Annotated in this window: 23 protein-coding genes; 5 read left to right on the top strand and 18 right to left on the bottom strand. The window is 59.7% G+C overall.

From position 1 onward, the window contains the following. Window positions 1-220: 220 nt before the first annotated feature. On the top strand, window positions 221-1,132 hold the full coding sequence (locus ACP7B1_RS21500; protein ID WP_346306043.1) for a LysR family transcriptional regulator: 912 nt from the start codon (window positions 221-223) through the stop codon (window positions 1,130-1,132). Here the strand turns inward: ACP7B1_RS21500 and ACP7B1_RS21505 are convergent. The 10 genes from ACP7B1_RS21505 to speB form a co-directional block, all read right to left on the bottom strand. Continuing rightward, complete coding sequence (locus ACP7B1_RS21505; protein ID WP_346306044.1) at window positions 1,114-2,238, bottom strand: NAD(P)/FAD-dependent oxidoreductase; 1,125 nt, start codon at window positions 2,236-2,238, stop codon at window positions 1,114-1,116. The two genes, ACP7B1_RS21500 and ACP7B1_RS21505, sit on opposite strands and share 19 nt — an antisense overlap. Further along, window positions 2,235-3,014 (bottom strand): carbon-nitrogen hydrolase family protein, encoded by a 780-nt coding sequence (locus ACP7B1_RS21510; protein WP_426137247.1) that lies wholly within the window; start codon window positions 3,012-3,014, stop codon window positions 2,235-2,237. The genes ACP7B1_RS21505 and ACP7B1_RS21510 overlap by 4 nt, the downstream gene beginning before the upstream one ends. After that, entirely contained in the window at window positions 3,011-3,811 is an 801-nt protein-coding gene (locus tag ACP7B1_RS21515) for an ABC transporter permease (protein WP_346306046.1), read from the bottom strand. The genes ACP7B1_RS21510 and ACP7B1_RS21515 overlap by 4 nt, the downstream gene beginning before the upstream one ends. Continuing rightward, window positions 3,808-4,662, bottom strand: a complete 855-nt coding sequence (locus ACP7B1_RS21520) for an ABC transporter permease (RefSeq protein WP_346306047.1) — start codon at window positions 4,660-4,662, stop codon at window positions 3,808-3,810. Before ACP7B1_RS21520 ends, ACP7B1_RS21515 begins: the two co-directional genes overlap by 4 nt. Continuing rightward, complete coding sequence (locus ACP7B1_RS21525) at window positions 4,659-5,696, bottom strand: ABC transporter ATP-binding protein (RefSeq protein ID WP_346306048.1); 1,038 nt, start codon at window positions 5,694-5,696, stop codon at window positions 4,659-4,661. The genes ACP7B1_RS21520 and ACP7B1_RS21525 overlap by 4 nt, the downstream gene beginning before the upstream one ends. A gap of 129 nt (window positions 5,697-5,825) precedes the next feature. Beyond that, window positions 5,826-6,914, bottom strand: coding sequence for an ABC transporter substrate-binding protein (locus tag ACP7B1_RS21530; protein WP_403182323.1), 1,089 nt, complete (start codon window positions 6,912-6,914; stop codon window positions 5,826-5,828). A gap of 68 nt (window positions 6,915-6,982) precedes the next feature. Continuing rightward, window positions 6,983-7,630: an amino acid ABC transporter permease gene (locus ACP7B1_RS21535; RefSeq protein ID WP_346306049.1), complete on the bottom strand. Its 648-nt coding sequence runs from the start codon at window positions 7,628-7,630 to the stop codon at window positions 6,983-6,985. After that, on the bottom strand, window positions 7,627-8,295 hold the full coding sequence (locus tag ACP7B1_RS21540; RefSeq protein ID WP_223614856.1) for an amino acid ABC transporter permease: 669 nt from the start codon (window positions 8,293-8,295) through the stop codon (window positions 7,627-7,629). The genes ACP7B1_RS21535 and ACP7B1_RS21540 overlap by 4 nt, the downstream gene beginning before the upstream one ends. A gap of 3 nt (window positions 8,296-8,298) precedes the next feature. Further along, complete coding sequence (locus ACP7B1_RS21545) at window positions 8,299-9,108, bottom strand: transporter substrate-binding domain-containing protein (protein ID WP_223614857.1); 810 nt, start codon at window positions 9,106-9,108, stop codon at window positions 8,299-8,301. Window positions 9,109-9,183: 75 nt separating this feature from the next. Beyond that, window positions 9,184-10,248 carry an agmatinase gene (gene speB, locus ACP7B1_RS21550; RefSeq protein WP_346306392.1) on the bottom strand — a complete coding sequence of 355 codons (1,065 nt, stop codon included), beginning with the start codon at window positions 10,246-10,248 and terminating at the stop codon, window positions 9,184-9,186. 223 nt (window positions 10,249-10,471) lie between these two features. Here speB and ACP7B1_RS21555 point away from each other — a divergent pair, with 223 nt between their 5' ends. Both ACP7B1_RS21555 and ACP7B1_RS21560 read left to right on the top strand, forming a co-directional pair. Further along, window positions 10,472-11,518, top strand: a complete 1,047-nt coding sequence (locus tag ACP7B1_RS21555) for a LysR substrate-binding domain-containing protein (RefSeq protein WP_346306393.1) — start codon at window positions 10,472-10,474, stop codon at window positions 11,516-11,518. Between the two features lie 11 nt (window positions 11,519-11,529). Continuing rightward, window positions 11,530-12,705, top strand: coding sequence for an aminotransferase (locus ACP7B1_RS21560; RefSeq protein ID WP_346306394.1), 1,176 nt, complete (start codon window positions 11,530-11,532; stop codon window positions 12,703-12,705). 39 nt (window positions 12,706-12,744) lie between these two features. On the opposite strand, the gene ggt is transcribed toward ACP7B1_RS21560, so the two are convergent. Then, complete coding sequence (ggt, locus tag ACP7B1_RS21565; RefSeq protein ID WP_346306395.1) at window positions 12,745-14,490, bottom strand: gamma-glutamyltransferase; 1,746 nt, start codon at window positions 14,488-14,490, stop codon at window positions 12,745-12,747. Between the two features lie 149 nt (window positions 14,491-14,639). Here ggt and soxR point away from each other — a divergent pair, with 149 nt between their 5' ends. Continuing rightward, a complete protein-coding gene (gene soxR / locus ACP7B1_RS21570; RefSeq protein ID WP_346306396.1) occupies window positions 14,640-15,110 on the top strand; it encodes a redox-sensitive transcriptional activator SoxR in 471 nt (156 codons plus the stop codon). 58 nt (window positions 15,111-15,168) lie between these two features. On the opposite strand, the gene ACP7B1_RS21575 is transcribed toward soxR, so the two are convergent. The 6 genes from ACP7B1_RS21575 to ACP7B1_RS21600 form a co-directional block, all read right to left on the bottom strand. Further along, complete coding sequence (locus ACP7B1_RS21575; protein ID WP_346306397.1) at window positions 15,169-16,308, bottom strand: Gfo/Idh/MocA family oxidoreductase; 1,140 nt, start codon at window positions 16,306-16,308, stop codon at window positions 15,169-15,171. Between the two features lie 14 nt (window positions 16,309-16,322). Further along, complete coding sequence (locus tag ACP7B1_RS21580; protein ID WP_346306398.1) at window positions 16,323-17,069, bottom strand: sugar phosphate isomerase/epimerase; 747 nt, start codon at window positions 17,067-17,069, stop codon at window positions 16,323-16,325. A gap of 22 nt (window positions 17,070-17,091) precedes the next feature. Further along, the gene (locus ACP7B1_RS21585) at window positions 17,092-18,192 is read right to left on the bottom strand and encodes a sn-glycerol-3-phosphate ABC transporter ATP-binding protein UgpC (protein ID WP_346306399.1); all 1,101 of its coding nucleotides are present in this window, start codon (window positions 18,190-18,192) and stop codon (window positions 17,092-17,094) included. 50 nt (window positions 18,193-18,242) lie between these two features. After that, entirely contained in the window at window positions 18,243-19,139 is an 897-nt protein-coding gene (locus ACP7B1_RS21590; RefSeq protein WP_426137252.1) for a carbohydrate ABC transporter permease, read from the bottom strand. 2 nt (window positions 19,140-19,141) lie between these two features. Then, on the bottom strand, window positions 19,142-20,035 hold the full coding sequence (locus tag ACP7B1_RS21595; protein WP_105733483.1) for a carbohydrate ABC transporter permease: 894 nt from the start codon (window positions 20,033-20,035) through the stop codon (window positions 19,142-19,144). Between the two features lie 74 nt (window positions 20,036-20,109). Then, complete coding sequence (locus ACP7B1_RS21600; protein WP_346306401.1) at window positions 20,110-21,354, bottom strand: ABC transporter substrate-binding protein; 1,245 nt, start codon at window positions 21,352-21,354, stop codon at window positions 20,110-20,112. Between the two features lie 350 nt (window positions 21,355-21,704). Between ACP7B1_RS21600 and ACP7B1_RS21605 the strand changes: the two genes are divergently transcribed. Then, on the top strand, window positions 21,705-22,751 hold the full coding sequence (locus tag ACP7B1_RS21605; RefSeq protein WP_426137248.1) for a LacI family transcriptional regulator: 1,047 nt from the start codon (window positions 21,705-21,707) through the stop codon (window positions 22,749-22,751). A 12-nt stretch (window positions 22,752-22,763) separates the two neighbouring features. On the opposite strand, the gene ACP7B1_RS21610 is transcribed toward ACP7B1_RS21605, so the two are convergent. Further along, window positions 22,764-23,531, bottom strand: coding sequence for an SDR family oxidoreductase (locus tag ACP7B1_RS21610; RefSeq protein WP_346308511.1), 768 nt, complete (start codon window positions 23,529-23,531; stop codon window positions 22,764-22,766). Between the last annotated feature and the right edge of the window lie 16 nt (window positions 23,532-23,547).

The raw sequence follows: 23,547 nt of genomic DNA on the forward strand, positions 1-23,547 counted from the left end.
ACCCAAAGCCATGACGCAGAGATGTCTGCGCCCAATCGGTTCGGTTTCCTCCTCAATCCGGTCAGCCATTCCTCTCTGCCGGATATTTCTTGCCCCTATGATTGTCCCGTTTCTTGTTGCAGGCAACCACTCGTTGAAAAAACTGTAGCATTGACAAATAAGTACACAAACACCTATTTTCGCACAGAATAAGTACAAATATGTACATATGGGGTGCGACTTGCGGCAATATACGTGGGACGATCTGCAATATTTCCTGGCGGTGGCGCGGACCGGCCAGCTCACGACGGCAGCCCGCCGTCTGCGCACCAATCACGTCACTGTCTCCCGGCGGATCGACCGGCTGGAGGAGGCACTTTCGGCGCGTCTTTTCGAGCGGAATCCGCGTGGATACATTCTGACGGCACTCGGCGAGAAGCTGATTGAATCGGCTGAAATCATGGAGCGCGAAGCCGAGCGCTTTCAGAACGAGGCCTCCGGCGGAACGGTCTCGCTCAGCGGTGTCGTGCGCTTGAGCATTCTGGAGGGGATAGCCAATTTCTTTCTGGCGAACCGCCTGCCTGTCATGGCGCAGTCTTACCCCAGCCTTTCCGTGGAAATGGTGACGATCCAGCAGATTGTCTCGCTGTCGCGCCGCGAGGCGGATTTATCGATCACGCTGAATCCGACCCGCACGGGCCCCTATCATCAGGAAAAACTGATGCCCTACCGCTTGTTCATCTATGGGGCGAAAGACTATCTCGCCCGGCATCCGGCGATCCGGCAACGCGCCGATCTCTCCGCTCACCGCTTCATCGGCTATATCGAGGATATGATTTTCACGCCCGGGCTCGACTATATGCGCGAGATTCTTCCCGGCTTGCGGCCGGCCTACCAGAGCTCAAGCATTTTTGCCCAGTTGAGCGCCGCCCGCTCGGGTTTCGGCCTTTGCATCCTGCCCTACTTCATTGCCTACAATTATCCGGAACTTGTGCCGGTGCTGCCAAAGGAAATGCACCTCAATCGCGATTACTGGCTGATCTGCCATGAGGACATCGTCAACACGCCGCGCATCCGCGTGCTCAGCGATTTCATCCGCTCGGAGGTCGGCAGCCAGACGGCGATTTTTGGCGGCTATCCCCTGCTTGATTGAAAGCGGGCAGCAGACAGGCGCGGGGCGATGTTTGCCAGACCATCCGGCAAGGATTGCTGGCGGATGAGCTTGGCAGCAAGCTGCGATAGCGCCGGTGCAGTCTGGATACCATATCCTCCCTGTCCGGCAAGCCAGAAGAACCCGTCGAGTTCCGCGTCAAATCCTGCAACGGGTGTGCGGTCCGGCGCGAAGGTGCGCAGCCCGGCCCAACTCCGTTCGACACGGTTGACCGGTATCGTGACCGCCTGTTCATAGCGGTAGAGGCCTTCGGCGAGGATCATGTCGTCCACATAGGCGTCATGCGGTTCCACCGGGGTCTCATCACCGGGCGAGACGAACAATCGTCCGCCGTCAGGCTTGAGGTACCAGCTCTCATTGGCATCGTCGACCACCGGCCAGCTGCGGGTGTCGTATCCCTCCGGCGCGGGCAGCACGGCGACCGAGCGGCGCAAGGGGGTAAACCCAAGCGGCTTGCCGCCGAAAATGCCTGCGATGACATCGGCCCATGCGCCGGAAGCGTTGATGACCGTAGGAGCGCGGAATGTCTGACCCGGTGTTTCGACCAGCCAAAAGCCGTTCGCCCGGTTCGCGCGGATGACTTCGCATGACGTGCGAAGTTCGGCGCCAAGGCCCGTCGCCTTGCGCAGCCAGCCTTGATGCAGGGCATTCACGTCGATGTCCTGTGCTTCAGCCTGATAGCAGACCGCCTTGATATGATCGCGGTTGAGGATCGGCACCATTTCCACGGCCCGGTCTACGCTGATCTCCTCGACATTGACGCCGTTTTTGATCATGTCCTCGCAGCTTGCAATGCCTGTTTCATCGGCGATGGTGAGGGCACCACGGGGTGTCAGCAGCGGTTCGGCAAACAGGTTCGTGTCACGCTGCATGAACATGGGCGCGCTGAAATGATTGAGCGCGCGAATGACATCGTTGCCGTAATTGGGGAGGAATATGGCGACCGAACGTCCCGTCGAATGGTAGGCCGGCTGGCTCTCCCGTTCGAGTATGATGACCTTGTGCGTATGGGCAAGTTCGGCGGCTACGCCAACGCCGGCAATGCCGGCGCCGATGATGAGAATGTCGGTGTCGATGATGTCGGTCATATCCGCGTCAGGTCTTTCAGATAGGGATTGCTGTCAATCGATGCTGCAAAGGCGTGCCGGTCGATGTCGGCAAAAACCAGGTGTTCATTGGCGTCCGTGCAGGCAGCGACGAGGCTGCCATCCGGCGCGGCTATACGGGAGAGGCCGGCAAAAGTGAAGCGTTCGTCGCTGCCGGCGTGATTGACATAGGCGACAAATATCTGGTTTTCGAACGCGCGTACCTGAATCATGTGCGCGGCGATGAATTCTCCGGATGGGCCCGCGGGAAGCGCCGTCGGCACGAGGATCATCTGTGCTCCCGCCTGCGCCAGGCGGCGGACATTCTCCGGAAATTCCACATCGTAGCAGATCAGCATGCCCAGTTTCAGCCCGGCAAGCGGGACAATGCAGCTGGCCGGTTTTGCCGGGGTAAACAGGGCCCGCTCATAATCGCCAAAGAGATGCGATTTCCTGTAAATGGCAGGCTGGGTATCGCCGCAGACAAAGGCTGCACTGTTGTAGATGTGATCGCCATCCCGTTCGGCAAAACCCGCGATAATGGCTATGGCGTTGGCCTTGGATATGGCCTGCAACCGATCGATCTGTCTGCCATTGGCCGGCTCTGCCAATGCCGTGACAGTCTCTCCCGCACCGTAACCGGTCAGGGCGAGTTCCGGGGCGACCAGCAGGTCGGCACCGGCTTTGGCGGCAGCTTTTGCGGCTTGCTCGATGCGTGCCAGATTAGCGCTGACATCGCCGCAAGCCGCCTGCATCTGGAGTGCTGCGATCCGCATCATTTGTCATCCGTGGCCATGGCACCAAGCAGCTTGGGCAGGTCGCCGAATTTTGCAACCAGCGAGAAGATCACGGCGGCGGTGGCGACGAAGAGAATGGTCACCGAGGCCATGGTCGGCGTATAGCCGTAGCGCAGTGCATTGAAAATCTTGATGGGGAGCGTTTCCAGCGTAAAGCCGACGGTCATGTAGGCAACGATATATTCGTTGAGCGACAGCACGAAAGCGAAGGCATAGCCGGAAACCAGATAGGGCAGGATCAGCGGCAGGATGACCGTGCGGAAAATGGTGCGGTCACTCGCGCCCATGGTGGCCGCAGCCTCGACGAAGGAGCGGTCGATGGATGAAAAGCCGAGCGACAGGGTCACCAGCGGCAGGGTGACGAAGAAGATCGCGTGGCCGATGACAGCGGTCCATGGCTGACCATAGAAGCCGGTGGTGGCCCAGAATGTCAGAAGGCCGAGCGCGGTGATGACCGGCGGCAGCGTGAACGGTGCAATGCCGAGAACCTGAAAGATGTTGGCCCACGGTGCAATGCGCCGCCACAGGAACCATGCAAGCGGCAGCGCAATCAGCACGGCCAAAGCCGCCGATGTGGTGGCGAGGACGACCGAGGCAATGAGAGCACTGCGCCATTCCGGATTGAGGAAGATTTCGCCGTACCAGGCCAGCGAAAAGCCCTGCGGCGGAAAGGCAAGCGTCTGCTTCGCGTTGACCGACACGCCGGCAACCACGATGAGCGGAAGCGCCAGAAACAGGCCGATGACAAGGAAGTAGAAGCGTCGCAGTGCGGTCATCATGCCTTTTCTCCCTTACGTCCGATCAGCAATGTCAGGGCCACCAGACCAAGCGTCACAAGCACCAGAAACACGGCCATGGCCGCCGCAAACGGCATGTTGGATTGGTAGATCGCCTGATCGGTGATGAGGACGGAGAGCGTCCAGTGCTGCGGCCTGCCAAGAATCTGCGGCAGCAGATACGAGCCCAGCGCGAAGATGAACACCATGATCAGCGTCGCCATGATCGTGTTGCGCAGCGCCGGCACAAGCACGTTGAAGAAGGCGCGTATCGGCGACGAGCCCAATGTCCGCGCCGCCTCCATCAAGGTGGGATCGAGCCGGACAAGGGCGGGGTAAAGGACAAGCACCGTATAGGGAAGCGCCTGATAGACCATACCCGTCAGCACCGCGCCAAAGCTCGGCGACAGGGCGACGGCCTGTTTCATCAACCCCAGTTGGACAAGAATGTTGGTGATCCCCGCCGTGCGCGAAAACAGGGTGGACCAGGCAAAGCCGATGATGACTTCCGACAGCGACAGTACGGAGAGCAGCGCCACGAGCCAGATCACCTGCAACCGGCGCGGCAGCTTCGACAGGAGATAGGTGAAGGGCAGGGCAAGGACAACGCAGCAGATGGCGACGGTGACCGCCAGCATCAGCGAGAAGCCGAGGACGCCGCCGAAAAAGACGCTGAGAAAGCGCTCGTAGTTGGAGAAGACGAAGGCAGGCGTATAGAAGCCGCCCTGCTGGCGCTGGAAAAAGCTTACGGCGATCATGGTGCCGAACGGCACCACGAAAAACACCAGCAGCATGCCCGCAGGGAAAAACAGCGGCCCGTAATCGGCTATGGATTGGGGGGCTTCGCGCTTCATTGCTTCAGCACCACGCAGACATCGGGGGCGAGCACGATGCCGACCTGTTGTCCGGCTGTCACCTCAGGCCGGGCACGCGGCGTCGAGACGGCGATGATCTGCTTGCCGCCCGCTTCGACGAAAGTCTCTATGGTGCCGCCAAGATCGCGCACGAAGGTCACGGTGCCGTTGATGGCGCCATTGCCCGGCGCCGTCAGGTGCACGTCTTCCGGCCGCACGGAAATCGTTGCTTTCTGCAGGCCTGCAGGCAGCAGAAGACCGGGCACGTTGTGCCCGAAGATGGTGGCGGCGCCCGAACTGTCGGCCGTCGTTTCGATGAGATTTGTCGAGCCGATGAAGTCGGCGACAAACGTATCGGCGGGTTTGCGGTAGATTTCGATCGGCGAGGCGGCCTGGCGGATATGACCGCCATTCATGACCACCACCGTATCGGCCATGGTCATGGCTTCGCGCTGGTCGTGGGTCACCACGATGGTGGTGATGCCGAGCTTCTGCTGCAACTGCCGCAGTTCCACCTGCATGGCTTCGCGCAGTTTTGCATCGAGCGCCGAGAGCGGCTCGTCGAGCAGGAACAGTTTGGGTGAAAGCGCCAAAGCGCGGGCGATGGCCACGCGCTGGCGCTGGCCGCCGGACAGTTTCGAAACGGGCCGGTCGCCGTAGCCGGGCAGGTGGATCAGGGCCAGCAGTTCATCGACGCGCTTTTTCTGGTCTTCGCGGCCTTTGCCGCGAATGCGCAGGGGATAGGCGATATTTTCGCCCACGCTCAAATGCGGGAACAGGGCCAGCGACTGGAACACCATGCCCAGATTGCGCTTGTGGGTCGGGACCTTGGTGATGTCTTCACCGTCGAGAAGGATGGAACCGCCGGTCGGGTCGTCGAGCCCGGCAATCATCCGCAGGAGCGTGGTCTTGCCGCAGCCCGATGGCCCGAGCATGCATACAAACGTGCCGTGCGGCACGGAAAGCTGCACATTCTCCACGGCGGTAAATGTACCAAATTGCTTGGTTACACCGTTCAATACCAGTCCGGACATCGAGCCCTCGTTTCATTCGTCATCGTTAAAAAGAAACCCGGTTCGCAATAGGCCGGGTTTCACCTTTGTACAATCAGGCAGGCTGCCGCCGGTTCCGGAAAGCCTATCCGCAACCGGCGGCAAACGCGATCAGCCAACGATCAGCTCGGTCCATTTCTGGTTGAGGAAGTCGGCCTTGGTCGTCAGCAGGTCGTAGCGCGGCAGGATCGGTTCGATATCCGACGATACAGCCGCGAACTCCTTTTCATTCAGGTCGAGCAGTTCGCGCTTGACCGTCGGAGCCGTCCCCACCTTGCGGGACAGGGTCGCCTGAATGGCCGGCTGGCTCATGTAATTGATGAAGATATGCGCTTCGTCGATCTTCTTTGACGCGCGCGACACCGCCCAGCAGCCTGAATCCTGGATGCCGCCTTCCTTCGGGAAGGTGGAGCGGACAGGATGCCCCTCGGACGCTGCCAGGCCGGTAACGTCGTGATAATACTGGCCCATCGGGATTTCACCTGATTTCAGCGCCTGTTCGAACTGCGCTTCGTCGCGGTACCACAGCCGGACATTCGGCTTCACTTCGGCCAGCTTGTCGAAGACCTTGAGGATACCTTCCTCCGTATCGAGGGCATTGGTGCCGCCGAAGAAGGTTTTTGCCGTCACTTCCAGAAGGAACGAGTTGGAAACGAGGGCAAGCAGGCCGAGTTTGTCGGCGTTTGCCGGATCCCAGAATGCCTGCCAGGATGTCGGCGCTTCCTTGTAGACATCGGTGTTGGTCACGAGCGTGATATACCATGCGACCGCGCCGATACCGGCGATGCGCCCATCGGGATATTTGTTGATGAAACGGTCGAGCAGGTTCTTCGCGTTCGGCAGTTTCGCCGTGTCAAGCGGCGTCCAGAGTTCGGTCGACTGGCCCTTGATCATGGCAACCTGCGACATCATCGAAATATCGGCGGGGGCAGCACCGGCCTTGGCAGCCTGTTCAAGCTGAACCAACCAGGCTTCGCCCGTCGGTTCTGCAACGGATTCAACGGCAATGCCGGTTGCCTTGGTGAATTCGGGGAAAATGTTCTTGTCGAACGAATTCTTGAAGTAGCCGCCATAGACGCCGATTTTCAGGGACTTGTCCTGTGCGCGCAGCACGGACGGCATGGCAAGCATTGCGGTGCCCAAAGCCCCGGCAGCCAGCACGGTGCGCCGGTTGACGGCTGTTTTGATAATTGTATCCATAATCCGATCTCCTTCTTGTTGGCCAGTTTCTGGCTGATTCCCACTCTTTTACCAACACTGCGCGCGCTCTAGCGCTGTGCGGTACGAAGTTCCAGTTTCTTAGTGTAGCGCGTCAGCGGATAGCACAGAACAAAATAGATCAGTGCCACCAGCCCATAGACGGTGAAAGGTTCGAAAGTTGCATTGTTGATGGCGTTCGACGTCCTGACCAGTTCCTCGAATCCGATGATCGACGTCAAAGCCGTGCTCTTGATCAACTGCACGAGAAAACCGACTGTCGGTGCGCGTGTTATGGCAAAGGCCTGCGGCAGGATGACCAGCCGCAACTGCGCGAAATAATGCAGGCCAAGACTGCTGCCGGCGTCCCATTGTCCGTTCGGCAGCGATTGCACGCCGCCCCGCCAGATTTCGGCGAGGAATGCACTGGCGCAAAGCGTCAGACCCAGCACTGCGGCCGTCCAGGCTTCGATGCGGAAGCCGAGCAGCGGCAGGCCGAAGAACAGCAGAAACAGCTGCATCAGCAGCGGTGTTCCCTGAAACAGGCCGATGTAATATTGGGCGCTGCGGCGCAGCCAGTTGCGTTTCGAGATACGTGCCAGAAGGATAGCCACGCCGACGACGGCACCACCGGTAAAAGCGACGACGGAAAGCAATACTGTCCAGCGGGCCGCCAGCAGCAGATTGCGCGCTATGTCCCAGAAGGTGAACTCGATCATGCCATGCCTCCGGCAATCGATCGGCGTCCGGCCGCATAGAGCAGCCTGCGCAGGGCGATACTGAGCCCGAGATAGACCAGGGTCACGATGAAATAGGTTTCGAAAGCGCGGAAGGTACGCGCCTGAAGCATGTCGGCCTCGTAGGTCAACTCCCGCACGGCGATCTGCGAAACCACGGCGGATTCCAGCATCATGATAACGATCTGGCTGGTCAGGGCAGGGAAGATAACCTTCAGCGCCTGAGGCAGTATGATCTTGATGAAGATGATCCTCGGGCGAAGGCCAAGCGCCTTCGCCGCTTCGGTCTGTCCCTTGTGAACGGCATCCAGCCCGGCGCCAACGATCTCCGTGCTGTAGGCCGCCATGTTCAGGGTCATGGCAAGGATCGCTGCCGCCACGGGATCAAGGCGGATGCCGAGGCGCGGCAGGCCGAAAAAGATGAAGAACAGCTGCACCAGAAACGGTGTATTGCGGATGAGCTCGACGTATCCGGCAACCAGCTTGCGCAGGATCGCATGGCGGCTGCGGCGCCCGATGGCGCCGAAGATGCTGAGCAATGTGCCAGCGACTGAGGTCACGACGATCAGAAAGACCGTCATGGCCGCACCGCTGGCAATCATGCCGAGCGCATCGTTCAACCAGCCGAAATCGAGCGCATAGCCCACAGGTCAATCCTTGAGATTGGCAGGATTGAGCGGTGTCTTCAGCCAGGCCTCGGAACTCTTGTTCAGCGAGCCATCCGCCAGCATCTTCGCGACGGCATCGTTGACAGCCTGCTTGAGACGGTCCTCTTTCTTGTTCAAGGCAATATGCGAGGGAGACGTCAGAAGCTGGAATTTCTGTTCCGGTGCAAGGGCTTCCTGCCGCGCGAGCACCTGCGCGCCCACGTCGTTGCCCACCACCATGAGCTGCGTCTGACCGGAGATGAAGGCCTGGATAACGGCGTTGTAATTGTCGAAGCGCTTCACATCGGCCGAAGCCGGTGCCGCCGCAGTCAGGGATGTATCTTCCAGCGTGCCGCGATTGACGGCAATGCTCTTTCCGGCGAGATCGTCCTTGTTCTTGATCTCAAGCGCCTTCGGCCCGATCACCGCGATGTAGTACGGCGCGTAAGGCGCGGCGAAATCGAGGACCTGTTCGCGTTCTTTGCTGTAGCCGACGCTCATCAGCAGGTCGACGCGATGTTCCGTGAGGTAGGGAATGCGGTTCTGGCCGGTAACGCTGACAGTCTTGAGCTTGACCTTCAATGCGTCGGCAAGAGCCTGGGCCACGTCGATATCATAACCCTTCAGGGTCATGTCGGCGCTTGCCGACGAGAAAGGCGGGAAGTCGGCAAAGACACCGACATTGATAACGCCGGCTTTGGTGATGTCGTCGATGGCATCGGCGCGCGCCGCCGTTGCCGACATGGCGATGGTTGCACCACCCAGCAGCAGAAGCGCGGCAAAGGATGATTTGAGCGTGGTTTTGAATGTCATGGCAGTCCCCTTCTTGTTATTATGTGACGGTGCGGAATCGTCTCGCCGCACCGTTTGTTGGTCTGTTGATGCGTGTCAGTCGCGTTTTCCTGCAACGAATGGGCTGAACACCATCAGGCTCAGGATTTCGAACAGCACCTGTGCGCTCGCATGGGCCGTGTTGGTGGTCGCGTCATATTGCGGTGCCACTTCCACCACGTCGCCGCCCACCAGGTTGATGCCCTTGAGGCCGCGGATCAGTTCGAGCACTTCGCGGGTGGTCAGGCCACCCACCTCGGGCGTACCGGTGCCTGGCGCAAAGCTCGGATCGACGCTGTCGATGTCGAACGACAGATAGGTCGGACCGTCGCCGACGATCTTGCGGGCCTTCTCGATGATGGCGGGCATGCCGAGGCCGGTTACCTCTTCCGCATGGATGACGGTCATGCCGGATTCGTACGAGAATTCCCACAGATATTCCGCCGAGCCGCGAATGCCGATCTGGACTGTGCGGGTCGGATCGAGGACCCCGTCGAGTACCGCATTGCGGAATGGCCCGCCATGATGGAACTTCGTCTGGTCGAAGGCGCCGCCGGTATCGCAGTGGGCATCGATATGGATCATGCCGACCGGACGCTTCTTGCCGACGGCCTTGAGAATCGGATGGGTGATCGAATGATCGCCGCCGACGGCAAGCGGCACCACGCCGGCGTCGACGATCTGGTTGAACCGGCGCTCGATATCGTCATGGCTCTGTTCCAGCCGGTAGCGGCTGGCAAAGGGAACGTCGCCGATATCGGCAACGCGCAGGTCAAAAACGGGCGCGCAGCCGAGCACATGGTTGTACGGTCCGATGCGTTCGATGGTGCGCACGGCGCGCGGACCGAAGCGCGAGCCGGGACGGTTGGTGACGCCAAGGTCCATCGGAACGCCGACAATGGCGACCTGCAGATTGCCGAAATCCGGTGTCGCTGCATCGACCGGCATATAGGGTGCGGTGAGGAATGTCGGAATGCCCGCATAGGGTGCAAGCCGTGTACCACTCTTGGAGAAAATCTTGTCCGCAACCTTGCGGAAGGTTGGATCGAACAGCTCGCCGCCATGGCTTTCGCCATACTTGGCCCGAAGATCGCTCAGCTTCTTCTCATCCCATGATGTCATGACACTATCCCGTTCTCTGAAAGCTCGGGGGAAACGCGGGAGGGATTGCCCTTGCGAGGGTTGTCCGATGTGATCCGCTTCTGTCAGTTCCCCTGGGCTTTTCGCCTTTGTTGGCCACATTATCGATGCAAAGGCGATGGAAAAGCAATTGACATTGTTGTAGGGATTAGTGTGAGAAAATCTCACATGACAAATCCGAATTTGATGTCTATTGGAGTCTCCCATGACGCTTGGCCGGTTGCCTCCATTGAATCCCCTGCGCGCCTTCGAAGCGACGGCGCGGCACGGTTCCGTGACCGCTGCTGCCCGCGAACTCAACGTGACCCACGGTGCCATCAGCCACCAGATCAAAGCATTGGAAGCAACGCTCGATGTGCAATTGTTCGAGCGCGGTGCGCAGCGGCTGAAACTGACGGCGCAGGGCGCGCTGCTGCTGCCGACCATTTCCAAGGCATTCGAGGATATTGCGACGGCAACGGCCCTGATGAAACGCCCCACGACCAAAGGCGAATTGACGGTGACCTGCGTGCCGGCACTTCTGTCGCTCTGGCTCATTCCGCGCATGAACCAGTTCACCGAACAATATCCCGATATCCGGCTGACACTGATTGCCACCAATGAGGCGCATCATCTCCAGTCGCCGGATGTGGATGTCTGCGTGCTCTACGGCGATGGCAAATGGTCGGACTGCTGGTCACGTTTGTGGAGCACGCTGAAGCTCTTTCCTGTGGCCAGCCCGACGCTGCTCAACAGCCGTCCGCTGCGCTCGGTCCGCGACCTGCGCAACCATGTGCTCCTGCATGGCGATGACGGGCGCGAATGGAACACCTGGCTGGCAGCCGCCGATGCCACGGATCTGGCGCGCGGTGCCCAGCATTTCATGAGCGATGCGCGGCTCTCGACGGAGGCTGCGCTTTACGGGCAGGGCGTTTCGCTTGGCGATACGATCACCGCGAGCAACCTGATCGCCAAGGGTGAACTCATCGTTCCCTTCGACCTGACCGTGCCCGCCAATGACGCATTCCATGTCGCCTGCCGCAACGAGGTGCGCAATGCGCCCATCGTCAAGGTGTTCATCGACTGGTTCTTCGCATCGCTGGAAACCGATACCATCACGGAACCGCAGACCTCGGCCCGTCGGATCATCCGGCGGCGCAATGGCAAGATCAGTGCGCCCGAGCGCGCGGCGGCACCGCCATCCATTCCCACAACACGAGCCAAAAGGCCTGACCGCACGCAGAAGCGGCGTGCCAAGGCCGATACCCGATAGGACGATCATCCATGACTGCTGCTGTGCTGAACCCGCTCGTCACCCGCCTGTCTCCCCCGCCTATTCCGGCCGTGCAGGCCTGGGGCCGGGCCTATGCCGGCGGACATGGTCCCTTGATCGACCTGTCGCAGGCGGTTCCCGGCTATCCGCCGCATCCGGACATGCTGCGCTGGCTGGGCGAGGCGGCGTCCTCTGTCGCCTATGCCAATTACGGGCCGATCGAGGGCGAAACGGTTCTGCGCGATGCCTATGCCGCGCATGTGTCGGCACTTTATGGCGCTGGAATCAGCGGCCGGAACATCCACATCACATCGGGCTGCAACCAGGCCTTCATCTGCGCCGCCATGGTCGTGGCCGCCGCAGGCGAAACGGTGCTTGTCACCGATCCCTTTTATTTCAACCATGAAACCACGCTGTCGATGCTCGGTATCAAGACGGGGTTTGTCGCCTGCGGTGCGGCAGACGGTTTCGTGCCGACAGTGGAGGCGGTGGAAAAAGCGCTGGTGCCGGGCGTGCGTGCCCTGGCGCTGGTCACCCCGAACAATCCGACCGGCGCGGTGTATTCACCCGAGCGGCTCAAGGCGATATTTGCGGTCTGCAGGAAGCATGGCATCTGGCTCATTCTGGACGAAACCTACCGCGACTTTCTCGCCGATGGCTCCGGCGCACCGCATGGTCTTTTCAATGAAAGCGGCTGGGAAGACAACCTCATCCAGCTCTACAGCTTTTCCAAATCCTTCTGCATTCCCGGACACCGGCTGGGGGCGGTAACAGCGGGTGAAACCGTTGTCACGGAAATTGCCAAGATCATGGACAATCTGCAGATCTGCGCGCCGCGCGCACCGCAGATTGCCGTAGCGCATGCGCTTCCCGCATTGAGTGACTGGCGCGCCGCCAACCGGCTGGAAATTGAAACCCGTGCCCAGGCCCTGCGTGAGACCATGTCCGGTCTTGGCGGCTGGAAGCTCGAAGCCGTCGGTGCCTACTTCGCGTTTGTCCGCCACCCCTTCCCGGGCAAGACCTCGGTCGAAGTGGCCGAACAATTGGCCAGACAGGCGGGCATACTGGCCATTCCCGGTGAATATTTCGGCGTCGGGCACACGCAGTTCCTGCGCTTTGCCTTTGCCAATGCGGATTCGGCGACAATCCGGCAGCTGCGTGGCCGCATGGTCGATTTCAGCATCTGACAACAGGGGCTGGCGACATCGTTGCCAGCCCCTGGGGTTTCAGTAGCCTTTTGCTTCGCCTGAGCTGGCGCGGCTGTCGATGGCGCCGTTGTAACGCGCGCCGTCACCCTTTTCGATGTCGGAAAGGCTCGCGCCGCCGACGAGGATGCCTGCGGCCTGGCCCCAGATCGACCAATCCTTGTCGATCTGGACAGTGTGGCCCATATCGCTCAATACCTTGCGCGTATCTGCCGAGAGGGCATAGGGCTCCATGTAGACTTTGTCGGGCAGCCACTGATGATGAACGCGCGGTGCATCAATGGCTTCCTGGATGTTCATGCCATGATCGATGACGTTGAGGATCGCTTCCAGCGTGATGGTGATGATGCGCGAACCGCCGGGGCTGCCGATCACCATGAACGGCTTACCGTCCTTGGAAATGATCGTCGGGCTCATCGAGGAGAGTGGCGTCTTCTTCGGCGCGATGGCGTTGGCTTCGCCCTGTACCAGCCCGTACAGATTGGGAACGCCGGGCTTGGAGGTGAAGTCGTCCATCTCGTTGTTGAGAAGCACGCCGGTTCCAGGCGCAACGACACCCGCGCCGAAGGAGCCGTTCAACGTATAGGTGACTGCAACCGCATTGCCATCATTGTCGATAATGGAATAGTGCGTGGTTTCGTGGCTCTCGCCGAGGCCTTTCGGCATCAGCTCTTTCGATACACCGGCTTTGAACGGGCTGATCTTCTCGCGAATTTCCTTGGCATAGGCCTTGTCGAGCAATTTTGAGACTGGATTGTTGACGAAATCCGGGTCGCCAAGTGCTGAGTTGCGGTCGACATAGGCGTAGCGCATGGCCTCAACCATGGCATGTACGGTTTCGGCGGAACCATAACCAAGATAGGAAAGCGGATAACCTTCGAGCACATTGAGGATTTCGCAGATGATGACGCCGCCGGAGCTTGGGGGCGGCGACGACACGATGTCATATCCGCGATAATTGCACTTCACCGGCTCCAGCTCGCGCACCGAATACTGCTCGAAATCCTGCTTGGTTAGAATGCCGCCCTTGTCCTGGCTGGCTTTTGCAATGGCATCGGCAGTAGTGCCCTTGTAGAAGGAATCAGGCCCCTTGTCGGAAATGCCGGACAGGGTCGCGGCAAGATCGGTCTGGACGAGCGTTTCGCCAACCGCATAGGGTTTGCCGTCAGGCTTCAGAAAGATCGCTGCAGCCGCCGGATCCTTGGCAAGCCGCTTGTTGCCGGCCTTAAACGAATTGATATCGCCCTGAACCAGCTCGAAACCATCCCGCGCAAGACGGATCGCCGGTCCCAGCAATTCCTCGCGTTTTTTGGTGCCGTACTTCTCACGCGCCAGTTCGAATCCTGCAACGGTTCCCGGCACGCCAACCGCCAGATATCCGTCGAGGCTTAGACCTTTGACGATATTGCTCTTGTCATCGAGATACATGGTTTTGGTGGACGCCAGCGGAGCGCGCTCGCGAAAATCGAGAAAGGTGGTCTTACCGTCCTTGAGGCGAATCGTCATGAATCCGCCACCGCCAATATTGCCTGCCGTAGGGTAAAGCACAGCGAGCGCATAACCAACGGCTACCGCCGCGTCCACGGCATTGCCGCCACTTTTCAAAACGTCAACGCCGACTTCCGTTGCCAGATGCTGGGCTGATACGACCATGCCATGCTCGGCTTTTGCCGGTTCAGGCGATGCTGCAAAGGCTGTGGTGATGGGGATTGTGCTCAAGGCGAGGGAAACGGTGAAAGAAACCACCGTTGTGAAACGGGTCTGCATACTTTTCCTCCTGCTGGCAATCTCGGGAACGGCTAGAGGAACCTCTCCCGCATGTGATGTCCAGTATGAAAGCGACTTGTACGCAAGTTTTACAAAGTTTGCGGAGACCGCTATGAACCTGAAGTAATGTTAAGGTATGGGTTGAGCGGATGACAATCAAACCAAGTGAGCGGCACAGGCAGTTGACGGTGGGGGAAGTGGCGGCACGCAGCGGCGTGGCGGTTTCGACGCTGCATTTCTACGAGAGCAAAGGTCTTATTCACAGCGAACGCAACCGTGGTAACCAGCGCCGCTACTCGCGCGAAGTTCTGCGGCGTGTTGCCATCATCAAGGTGGCGCAACGGACGGGCATACCACTGGCATCGATTGCCGAAGCCCTGTCGACCCTGCCGCAGGGACGGGCTCCGACGGCCGCGGACTGGCGGCGGCTCTCGGCAGGCTGGAAGGCCGATCTGGATGACCGGATCAACAAACTGATCGGCCTGCGCGATCAGTTGAACTGCTGTATTGGGTGTGGTTGCCTGTCGATGCAGGAATGCCCCTTGCGCAACCCCTGGGATGAGCTGTCGGAGCAGGGACCGGGGCCGCGATTGCTCGATCCGGCACCAAGCGCCGATTAAAGCACGGGCCAGGCCCCTCTGCCGCACGGGGCAGAGGGGGTGAATGGCCTTGGGAGGCTTATTTCTTCCTGAGCAGGGATTTGGCTTCCTTGATCCCAAGTGCTTCGGGGCGGGTACAGCTGGTCTTGATGTCGATGAACTTCCTTTCTTCACCGGAGCGCAGGATCGAAACCATGACATCGACACCGTGCAGCGCCCGGTCGATGGAGCAGCGGATATCGCGGCCCTCGAGAATCGCTGCCGCCATGTCTGCAAGCCCGGCCGTGCGGTAATTGGCCATCATGCCGACGGAATGCTTCTGGTTGGGAATGCCGAAAGGATGCGCCCAGCTTTTCAGTGATTTCGCCTTCTTGCCCGGCTTGGCCAGTTTGACATCGCCGCCGAAGAAGTTCGGATCGGGCAGGAACAGCGAGCCATCCGTGCCGTAGAGTTCCATGTTCGGGTGATGATGCGCCCAGACATCCCAGCTTGCCGACAGGGTGATGGACGCGCCGCTGGCAAATTCAAGCAGGGCCTGAATGGTCGTCGGTGTCGTCACCGCGATGGTTTCACCCCGGCGCGGTTCGCTGGTGATGGTGCGGGTCGGTGTAGCCATCGATGTCAGGGCGGCCACCCGCTTCACCGGTCCGATCAGGTTGATGAGATTGGCGATGTAGTACGGGCCGAGGTCAAGGATCGGGCCACCGCCCGGACGGAAGAAGAAGTCCGGATTGGGATGCCAGTGCTCCATGCCGTGGCTCATGACATGGGCGGTTCCCGATGTGATCGTGCCGATCTGGCCGTCATCCACCGCTTTGCGCGCCAGCTGGTGCGCGCCGCCCAGATAGGTGTCCGGCGCGCAGCCGGCTTTCAACCCCTTCTTGTTGGCGAGTTTCTGCAACTCAAGGCCATCCTTGAGCGACAGGGTCAGCGGCTTTTCCGAATAGAGATGCTTGCCGGCCGACAGGATCTGGTGCGAGACGGCAAAGTGCGCGTCCGGCACCGTCAGGTTGACGATAAGGTCGATGTCATCGCTTGCAAGCAGCTTGTCGATGCTGCGTGCCTCGATGCCAAATTCCTTGGCGCGCGCTTCCGCCGCCTTCTTGTTGAGGTCAGCGACGGCGCGGATTTCGATGCCCTTGAACAGGGGGCCGAGCCTCAGATAGGTGGCGGAAATGTTGCCGGCACCGATAATGCCAATACCAAGTGTTTTTGCCATGATGCTGTCTTTCTTCAAAATGCCTTGACCGTGGCGATGGAACGGCGGGCAAACCGTTCATCGTCCGACGGGTTGTCGTGTTCCATGACGAAATACCGGACCGGCGTGGCCTTCAGTGCTGCAAAGAGCGCTTTCCAGTCGACCGTGCCGTAACCGACATCCGCCCAGCCGTCTTCCTTGGTGTTTTCGCCAGCCGTGGCGATGTCCTTGACGTGCACCGCGCTGATGCGGGAGCCGTAATCCCCGATCCACCGGAACGGGTCTGCGCCGCCGCGGATGATCCAGGCGATATCCGCTTCCCAGGAAATGCTCGGCGCGGCATCGAGGATGAGCTTCTGCGGGATCGAGCCGTCAGGCAGTGCCTTGAACTCGAAATCATGGTTGTGCCAGCCGAAAATATATCCGGCCTTGCTGTAGGTGGCATGCGCCGCCTCAAGCCGCTTGCCGAAATCCGACCAGCCGGACGCGTCCGAGGGGCGTTGCTCGACGGCCAGATGCGGGCAATAGATGGCTTTCATGCCCAGCGTTCCGGCAATGTCGAGCACCTTGTTCGGCTCGTTTTCCAGGAGGTCGATACTGAAATGGCCTGATGCCATGGTGAGGCCATGGGCGTCGAGTGCAGCCCGGGTTGCCGCTGCATCCGCGTAAAGCCCGCCATAACCTTCCACCTGCGCATAACCATTCTTCTGCAGGATCGGAAGAATTCTATCGAACGGGGGAAAGTTGCGGGAACTGTAGAGCTGGTAGGAAAAGTCAGTCACGGTCAGTACTCCATAAGGTTTGTCAGATGCGGTCTTCAGTCTGGGAGTCAAAAAGCGAGGCGAGGGCTGGATCGAAGGTGAGGTGCACGGTTTCGCCGTTCTGGTAGCGGCGGCCGGAATCCACGCGTACCGACACGGCTTTGCCGGCGACTTTCAGCCAGACAAGGCTGTCGGCGCCCATGGGCTCGTCGAGGTCGACGGTCGCCTTGCATGAACGGCCCGCCGGGCCGGGCTGATCGCTGAGCGCAATGTGCTCGGGACGCAGGCCGAAAATGACAGAGCGCCCGACTTGCAAGGATTCCTGTGCCACGTAGTTTTCCAGGGAGATATCGAGGTCGGCGATACGGAAGACGGGTTTGCCATCTTTCTCCGCAATCTCGCCCTTGAGGAAATTCATCGACGGCGAGCCGATGAAACTGGCGACGAACAGGTTGCGCGGCTTGTTGTAGATGGTGAGCGGCTCGTCCAGTTGCTGGATCAATCCGCCTTTCATGACGGCGATGCGGTCCGCCAGCGTCAGGGCCTCGATCTGGTCATGGGTCACGTAGATCATGGTATTGGCGAGTTTCTGGTGCAGGCGCTTGATTTCGACACGCAGCTCCGAGCGCAGCTTGGCATCCAGATTGGACAGGGGCTCGTCGAACAGGAATACGTCGACGTCGCGCACCAGGGCACGGCCGATGGCGACACGCTGGCGCTGGCCGCCGGAAAGCGCGCCGGGCTTGCGTTGCAGAAGCGGCCCGATCTGCAGAATATCAGCCGCATTGGCGATCCGCTTGTCGATCTCCGCCTTGGGCAGGCCCGCCACCCGCAGGCCGAAGGAAAGGTTTTTCTCGACCGTCATCTGCGGATAGAGCGCATAGGACTGGAACACCATGCCGATGCCGCGATCTTTCGGCTCCTTCCACGTGACGTTCTTGTCCTTGATGAAAATCTGTCCGTCCGAGATCTCAAGCAATCCAGCGATGCAGTTGAGCAAGGTCGATTTTCCGCAGCCCGATGGTCCGAGCAGCACGAGAAACTCGCCATCGGCCACGTCGATATTGAGCTCCTTGAGCACACTCACCGAACCGTAGTTGAGCGAAAGCTCCTTGATTGAAACGCTGGGGCTCTGCTGGGTCATACCGATCCGCTCCGGTGAAACTGTTGTAGAAAGGTTGGCTGCATCCGCGATCATCCTTTGACGGCGCCAGCGGCAATGCCCCTGACGAAATATTTGCCTGAGAAGAAGTAGACGAGCAGCGGCACCAGGCCGGTGAGGATGGTGGCTGCCATGTTGACGTTGTATTCCTTGACGCCCTGCGTCGAGTTGACGATGTTGTTGAGCTGCACCGTCATCGGCACGTTTTTCGTGCCGGCAAAGACGACACCGAAGAGGAAGTCATTCCAGATGCCGGTGACCTGCAGGATGATCGCGACGACGAAGATGGGCGCGGACATCGGCACCATGATCTGGAAGAAGATGCGCCAGAAACCCGCCCCGTCGACGCGGGCCGCCTTGAAGAGTTCCGCCGGCAGCGAGGCGAAGTAGTTGCGGAACAGCAGGGTGAGGATCGGCATGCCGAAGATGGTGTGAATCACGATGACACCGGTCAGCGTTCCGAAGATGCCGAGATTGCGGGTGATGATCACGAGCGGGTAAAGCATCACCTGATAGGGAATGAAGGCGCCGAACAGGAGGATGCTGAAAAACACCTCCGAACCTTTGAAGCGCCAGTTGGCCAGGGCATAGCCATTGACCGATGCGATGAGGATCGAGGCGATGACGCTCGGTATGGTGATCTTCACCGAGTTCATGAACCCGACCTTAAGGCCCTCGCAGTAGAGGCCGGTACAGGCGCTGTCCCAGGCGGTGCTCCACGACTGGAAGGTGATCTCCACGGGCGGCGAGAAGATATTGCCGAGGCGGATTTCCGGCATGCCTTTCAGCGAGGTAACCATCATCACGTAGAGCGGCAGCAGGTAGTAGATCGCCGCCACCAGCAGGACGCCGTAAATCATGATCGTCGATGGTGCGAAGGTCGTCGTGGGACGCTTGCCGCGTGGTTCGGCTGCGGTCTGGCTTGCCATGGTCATTTGCGTTTGCCCTCGCGGAATTCCATCAAGGCCCAGGGAATGAGGACGATGAGAACGGTGGTCAGCATGATGGTGGAGGCGGCAAGGCCCTGTCCGAGGTTGGCGCGCCGGAACATGAATTCGTAGACATATTTGGCCGGGACTTCGCTGGCATTGCCGGGGCCGCCGTCAGTCAGCGCGACGACGAGATCGTAGACACGCACGATACCGGCGGCGATCAGGACAATGGTGGTGATGAAGACCGGGCGCATCATCGGAATGATGATGAAAAGATAGGTCTTCCAGATCGGGATGCCATCGACCCGCGCGGCCTTCCAGATTTCCTCGTCGATGTTGCGCAGGCCCGCCAGCATCAGCGCCATGACAAGGCCGGTGCCGTGCCAGAGGCCGGCAATGACGATGGCGTAGATGGCATAGCGCTGGTCATTGAGGATCGAGAAGGTGAAGTTTTCAAAACCGAGATCCCGCACCACCCGCTGGATGCCGTAGGTGGGCGTGAGTATCCATTGCCAGACCAGGCCCGTGACGATGAACGACAGGGCATAGGGATAGAGAAAGATGGTGCGGAAGGTGTTCTCGAAACGGATTTTCTGGTCCATCAGCGCCGCGAGAATGAAGCCGATGACCGATGAAAAGAACAGGAGGAAGACGCCGAAGATCGCAAGGTTGATGGCGGAGATGTTCCAGCGCGGCGTATTGAACAGGCGGGTATACTGGTCGAACCCGACGAATGTCAGCTCCGGCAATGCCCGCGATGCCGTGAAGGAATAAACGACGGTCCACAGCGTGCAGCCGATGAAGACCACAAGAACGGTTGCGATCATCGGCAGAGCCGCAACCTTGGCATTCAGGTTCTTGAACAATGTATTTGGACGCGCGGTGGAACTCATGGCGTTCTCCGTCAACTCTTCGCACGACCGCCCGCCGCTTGCGCGACTGGCGGGAGCGAGGAGGATGGTCGGTTCTACTGGGCTTGCTTGATGATATCGACGAAGCGGGCCTGCGCATCATCGACGGACATGTGGGCGTCGGCGAAGAACTCCTTGGTCAGGTCCTCGATTTGCCCCTTGGTATCGGCAGTCAGATTCTGGTTCAGGGACGGCAGGATATTCTCCGGCTTTTTCAGGATCTCGATGCCTTTTTTCATGCAGGCATTGGCGGCTTCCAGATCGACATCGCCGCGCACCGGCAGCGAGCCCTTGGCCAGATTGAAGGCAACCTGCGTTTCCCTGGAAAGGAGCAGGCTCGCCAGCTTCAGCTGCGCCTTGGTCACCTCGGGGTTCTGGTTCTTGGGGAAATAGAAGGCATCGCCGCCCGTATCGAGAATGGCGTTGCCGCCCAGCCCGGGCAGGCAGTCATAATCGGTTCCGGCGACCTTTTTCGCCACGCCGAACTCACCTTGCGCCCAGTCGCCCATGACCTGTGCCCCGGCCTTGCCGGTCATGACGAGCGTGGTTGCCTCGTTCCAGGAGCGGCCGACATAGCCGGGATCGACCAGGCTGCGGGCCTGTGCGTACGCTTCCCACACCGCTTTCATTTCCGGACCAGCGGCGGCTTCGGCATTCTTGTCCTGATAGACCTTCAGGAAGAGGTCCTTGCCGCCGAGCGAGGGGATCATGACGTTGAAAATGCCGGTCACCTGCCAGGCATCGCCGGTGGCGAGCGGGATGATACCCTTTTCCTTCAGCTTGGGCGCCGCCGCAACGAATTCCTGCCAGTTCGCCGGAACGGGCAGGCCCGCATCCTTGAAGGTGTTGGGATTGATCCACATCCATTGCCAGGAATGGATGTTGACCGGCACGCAATAAATCTTGCCGTCATGTTTGCAGGCATCGAGCAGCTTTGCGGGGCGGATGAAATCGGCCCAGCCTTCCTTGGCCGCAAGTTCCGAAAGGTCGGTCATCATTCCGGCCTTGACCAGGTCTTCCGCGTCGCGGCCCGTATTGAGCTGGGTTGCGCCCATCGGATTGCCGCCCAGGATGCGGCTGACGATGATCGGGGTTGCCGTCGAGCCGCTGCCGGCAATGGCGCCGTCGACCCATTTGTCACCGCCCTGCTTGTCAAAGGATTCCGCAAGGACCCTGGCCGCAGCCGCTTCGCCGCCCGAAGTCCACCAATGGGTGACCTCCAGGTCCACGGCGCCGGCCATGCCGGTCGTCCATAACAATGTGGATGCAGCCAAAATGGCCAGAGATGTCCGGTAACGCATCGTATCCTCCCAAATCTGAAACGTTACAGGTACGGTAATTGAAAACTTGGAATGAGGCAATCAGGCGCATCCGATTTTTTTCGATCATCGACATAATCCACAGGGCTGATAAATATATACAATAAAAACAAATTATTATGCTTAATCTGGTCAAATACCCAGCCTCCGGATTTCCGAGTTTTTCTCAAAATGAGGGAGATATCAATCTAAACACTTGGTCTAATAGGCATGGATGTTTCTTGAATTAGCACAGAATCTGAAACGATACAGAAAGTTGCAGAAGGCATCTTGAAGATCGCTCTTCGCGGGTCCATACAGGAGTTGGGTTTCGGTTAACCGGTTGAATTGACATGAACGACAAGCAGCATCACCCTGATGACGGGGAAAAAGTGGCGGCTCTCGCCGAAGGCGAGAGGCCGACGCTGAAAACCATTGCGTTTATGGCAGGGCTCGGGGTGACGACCGTTTCGCGGGCGCTTAAGGACGCGCCGGAAATCGGGCAGGCAACCAAGAACCGCGTGCAGCTGATCGCCAAGCAGATCGGCTACAGGCCCAATCGCGCGGGTGTGCGCCTGCGGACCGGCAAGACGAATGTGATCAGCCTGGTGCTCAATGCGCAGAGCGAGATCATGGGACTGACCTCCAATCTCGTCTACGGTATTTCCGAAGTCCTGGCCGAAACGCCATACCATCTCATCGTGACGCCGTACTCGCCCGAGAACGATCCGATGCAGCCCATCCGCTATATCATTGAAACCGGATCGGCTGACGGGATCATCATGTCCCAGACCCAGCCGTCCGATCCGCGTGTGCGTTATCTGACGGATCATCATTTTCCTTTCGCCACGCACGGGCGGACGCGAATGGGTATCGAGCATCCGTTCCACGATTTCGACAACGAAGCCTATGCCTATGCGGCGGTGAAAAGCCTGGTTGAGCGCGGCCGCCGCCGGATCGCCATGGTTGCCGGGCCGGGCCCGGCCCATACCTATTACTGGCATCTCGACGATGGTTTCAGGCGGGGCCTGCAGGAAAGCGGGGCAGTGCCTGTTATGCTCGACCATTGGAATGGCAGCATTTCGTTGGACGATGTGCGCAACCGGACGGAAATGTTCATGCGCCAGCCCAATCCGCCGGATGGCATCATCTGCTGCACCGGCGGCCTGACCGTCGCTGTTGTCGCGGGCATCGAGGCAACGGGCATGAAACTTGGCCGGGACATCGATCTGGTGTCGAAGCAGACGACGCATTTCCTGCAATGGTTCCGCCCGGAAATCATTGTGTTCAACGAAGATGTGCGGCATGCCGGGCGCGAGCTTGCCCGCGCCGTGTTGCGGCGCATCGAAGGAGCGGACCCGACGCAGTTGCAAAGCCTGAGCTACCCGGAGGCCGAGTAAGCTAGCGGTTTGCTAGCCGATGAGGCCACCGGCGGTGAAGCCGCCATCGACCGCCAGTGTTTGGCCCGTCACATAGCTTGAACGGTTTTCATTGAGAAGAAAGGCGATCGTGCTGGCGATTTCCTCCGGCTGGCCGTAACGCCGCTGCGGCACCGTTTTGCTCCAGCCCTCCCGTATTTCAGGCGTATGCACGGCGGCGGCCAGGGGTGTCTCGACCGGGCCGGGCGCAATGGCATTGACGCGGATGTTGTAGGGCGCAAGTTCGACCGCCATCACCTTGGTCAGGTTGATGATTGCCCCCTTTGACGCGCCGTAGGCCGACCGCCCGATATTGCCGCGCATGCCCGAGATCGAAGCGAGATTGACGATGGCACCGCCGCCATTCGCTGCCATGATGCGCGCACCGGACTGTGCGACCAGAAATGTGCCGATGACGTTGATCTCGTAGATTTGCCGGAACATGTCCGCCGTGGTATCGAAGAACGGCGTATCGCGGTCGATGCCAGCTGAACAGACAATCCCCCTGATCGGACCGAACCCTGCTTCCGTCTCCGCCATGAGTGCCTCGACCGCGTGCTCGTCGGTGACATCGAGCTGGGCAAAGCGGATGCGGTCGGGATGGGCCTTGCCGAGATCTGCCTTCACCGTTTCCTTCACGTCTCGATCCGCGACGACAACTTTCCATCCGTCCTTTGCGAGGGCATGGACTGTGGCGAGACCGATTCCCGATGCGCCGCCGGTGACGAGAGCCGTTCGCTCATCGGTGTCGAATGTCGTCATGACGATGGTCCTCTCT

This window comes from Phyllobacterium sp. SL163, from assembly GCF_049896885.1.
GTDB classification, from domain to species: Bacteria; Pseudomonadota; Alphaproteobacteria; order Rhizobiales; family Rhizobiaceae; genus Phyllobacterium; species Phyllobacterium calauticae.

Excerpts from the sequence above, each read along its gene's own strand:
- soxR (WP_346306396.1), top strand. The coding sequence starts at position 14,640 with ATGACAATCAAACCAAGTGAGCGGCACAGGCAGTTGACGGTGGGGGAA.
- ACP7B1_RS21545 (WP_223614857.1), bottom strand. The coding sequence starts at position 9,108 with ATGACATTCAAAACCACGCTCAAATCATCCTTTGCCGCGCTTCTGCTG.
- ACP7B1_RS21610 (WP_346308511.1), bottom strand. The coding sequence starts at position 23,531 with ATGACGACATTCGACACCGATGAGCGAACGGCTCTCGTCACCGGCGGC.
- ACP7B1_RS21595 (WP_105733483.1), bottom strand. The coding sequence starts at position 20,035 with ATGAGTTCCACCGCGCGTCCAAATACATTGTTCAAGAACCTGAATGCC.
- ACP7B1_RS21575 (WP_346306397.1), bottom strand. The coding sequence starts at position 16,308 with ATGGCAAAAACACTTGGTATTGGCATTATCGGTGCCGGCAACATTTCC.
- ACP7B1_RS21560 (WP_346306394.1), top strand. The coding sequence starts at position 11,530 with ATGACTGCTGCTGTGCTGAACCCGCTCGTCACCCGCCTGTCTCCCCCG.
- ACP7B1_RS21555 (WP_346306393.1), top strand. The coding sequence starts at position 10,472 with ATGACGCTTGGCCGGTTGCCTCCATTGAATCCCCTGCGCGCCTTCGAA.
- ACP7B1_RS21600 (WP_346306401.1), bottom strand. The coding sequence starts at position 21,354 with ATGCGTTACCGGACATCTCTGGCCATTTTGGCTGCATCCACATTGTTA.
- ggt (WP_346306395.1), bottom strand. The coding sequence starts at position 14,490 with ATGCAGACCCGTTTCACAACGGTGGTTTCTTTCACCGTTTCCCTCGCC.
- ACP7B1_RS21585 (WP_346306399.1), bottom strand. The coding sequence starts at position 18,192 with ATGACCCAGCAGAGCCCCAGCGTTTCAATCAAGGAGCTTTCGCTCAAC.
- ACP7B1_RS21520 (WP_346306047.1), bottom strand. The coding sequence starts at position 4,662 with ATGAAGCGCGAAGCCCCCCAATCCATAGCCGATTACGGGCCGCTGTTT.
- ACP7B1_RS21535 (WP_346306049.1), bottom strand. The coding sequence starts at position 7,630 with ATGATCGAGTTCACCTTCTGGGACATAGCGCGCAATCTGCTGCTGGCG.
- ACP7B1_RS21530 (WP_403182323.1), bottom strand. The coding sequence starts at position 6,914 with ATGGATACAATTATCAAAACAGCCGTCAACCGGCGCACCGTGCTGGCT.
- ACP7B1_RS21515 (WP_346306046.1), bottom strand. The coding sequence starts at position 3,811 with ATGATGACCGCACTGCGACGCTTCTACTTCCTTGTCATCGGCCTGTTT.
- speB (WP_346306392.1), bottom strand. The coding sequence starts at position 10,248 with ATGACATCATGGGATGAGAAGAAGCTGAGCGATCTTCGGGCCAAGTAT.
- ACP7B1_RS21510 (WP_426137247.1), bottom strand. The coding sequence starts at position 3,014 with ATGATGCGGATCGCAGCACTCCAGATGCAGGCGGCTTGCGGCGATGTC.
- ACP7B1_RS21505 (WP_346306044.1), bottom strand. The coding sequence starts at position 2,238 with ATGACCGACATCATCGACACCGACATTCTCATCATCGGCGCCGGCATT.
- ACP7B1_RS21605 (WP_426137248.1), top strand. The coding sequence starts at position 21,705 with ATGAACGACAAGCAGCATCACCCTGATGACGGGGAAAAAGTGGCGGCT.
- ACP7B1_RS21525 (WP_346306048.1), bottom strand. The coding sequence starts at position 5,696 with ATGTCCGGACTGGTATTGAACGGTGTAACCAAGCAATTTGGTACATTT.
- ACP7B1_RS21590 (WP_426137252.1), bottom strand. The coding sequence starts at position 19,139 with ATGGCAAGCCAGACCGCAGCCGAACCACGCGGCAAGCGTCCCACGACG.